Source organism: Psychroflexus gondwanensis ACAM 44, from assembly GCF_000355905.1.
GTDB lineage: Bacteria > Bacteroidota > Bacteroidia > Flavobacteriales > Flavobacteriaceae > Psychroflexus > Psychroflexus gondwanensis.
Window position 1 is genome coordinate 1 of sequence record NZ_APLF01000045.1, and the last position, 1,631, is coordinate 1,631.

At 28.6% G+C, this 1,631-nt stretch carries 1 protein-coding gene; it reads right to left on the bottom strand.

From position 1 onward, the window contains the following. Nucleotides 1-224: 224 nt before the first annotated feature. A partial coding sequence (locus tag PGOND44_RS14825; RefSeq protein ID WP_003446515.1) for an alpha/beta hydrolase occupies nt 225-1,631 on the bottom strand: 1,407 nt, incomplete at its 5' end.

Consider the following 1,631-nt stretch of genomic DNA (forward strand, 5'->3'; position numbering starts at 1 on the left):
CTCGTAGCGTGCAAATTAAACAATTAGTTTCGGATGAAGCACGAGCCGAATTTTTAAATTTTTCTTATTATCTTTTTTTCTCAATAAGCCCACCGAAGGACTACTGTTACCAAATTAATAAATAAAAACGACAGTAAATTTAAAAATTTGGCGGACTCGCAAATATGCCTTAACTTCGATTAAGCAACTACCTAGCTATGAGATATATACGTTGTTGCCAGTAGTTATTTTTTCGCAAGTCTTGATTTCAACTCTTCCGCATCTTCTAAAGTGAATTTTTTGTTGGTTCTAAAGTTTGTTATACAGAAATTTATGTTTTTTAAACCTTTACTTTTACTCAATTGGTTTTCCAGTATAGTTTCCGCTATTAAGTACCTAAAAGTTAATTCCCCTTTCGGATATTTTTTTATTGCCATTTCTAATAACTCAATTCCTTCTTTCGGGCGGTTTAAGTTCTGAGTTAATAATTGAAAAGGTCTTTCAAAGTAAAATGTGTTTTCGTGATATCCGTTTTCTATTTGCAATTTCCAATTCATAAGAGCATCTTCGTAAAAACCTGCATATTCATATGATTGAGCTTTATCTGAATACAAGTGGTCTTTTGGATAAAAACTGTTTTGCTCACTAATGTCTAGTATTTCTTTTACTAAAGTTTTGTTTTTACTTTTCGCAACTATGTCGCTCAAATAGAAGAAATCGTCTTCGTTTAATTCACTTTCAATGCCATATGTTTCTGACTGATTTTCTATAATATTGTTTATGAACTTTTTTATCGAAAAATCTGGTTCAAGAATTAAATTATGAACGTTTGAAAAATTCCGATATTCTGAAAAGGAAAACATTAAAGCATCGTTTAAACTTTTAGGAACTAAATCTAAATGACCAGCATCGTAGCTTTTAAATAATCCTTTGAAGTTTCCATTAATGTTTTTAAATACTGTGTCAAGTTTTTTTCCAGTTTCTAATCTAAATGTATCATCTTTTAAGCCTGAAGATACGAAATACGATATTTTACTTTTATTATTGTTTAAATACTCTTTTAAAAAAATAATTTGGTCACTAAGAAGGTCAGGTGTTATTGCGATAAAAGAATTGAAATTATTTTCTTTTTCAGATATCATTTCATTAACAAATGTTGCAGTATTTGAGTGTCCTATCAAGACGCTATATTTAGATGTTGAGAATTCTTCTTCAATTAAAGGTTTTACCTCTTTTATCAAATGATTTTTTAATTTCTCTGAACCTTCTAAAAAATCTATTACTGGAACATTGATATCATTACCATAATTCGGATTAGTTTCATAATTTCTGTTGTTATGATATATACTTACAACTATTGATTGAGGAATAATATCATATTCCATTAAGTAATGAGCATAGCTGCTTGTGATATGAAAAAGACCATAACCATCTAAAGTATAGATTACTGGATATTTTTTTTTAGTAGTATAGTTTTTCGGAATAAAAATTTTAACCTTCCTTTCGCTTTCAAAATATTCCGATGCAATATTTTTCGTTAAGGTATCGGATTTGATTTCCGTTGAATTTTGACTGAAAGAATCAAAAGCTATCAATAAAAAGCAAAGTGTTATATATATTCTCAAAGTTTTTTTCATAATTACTGGCAACGT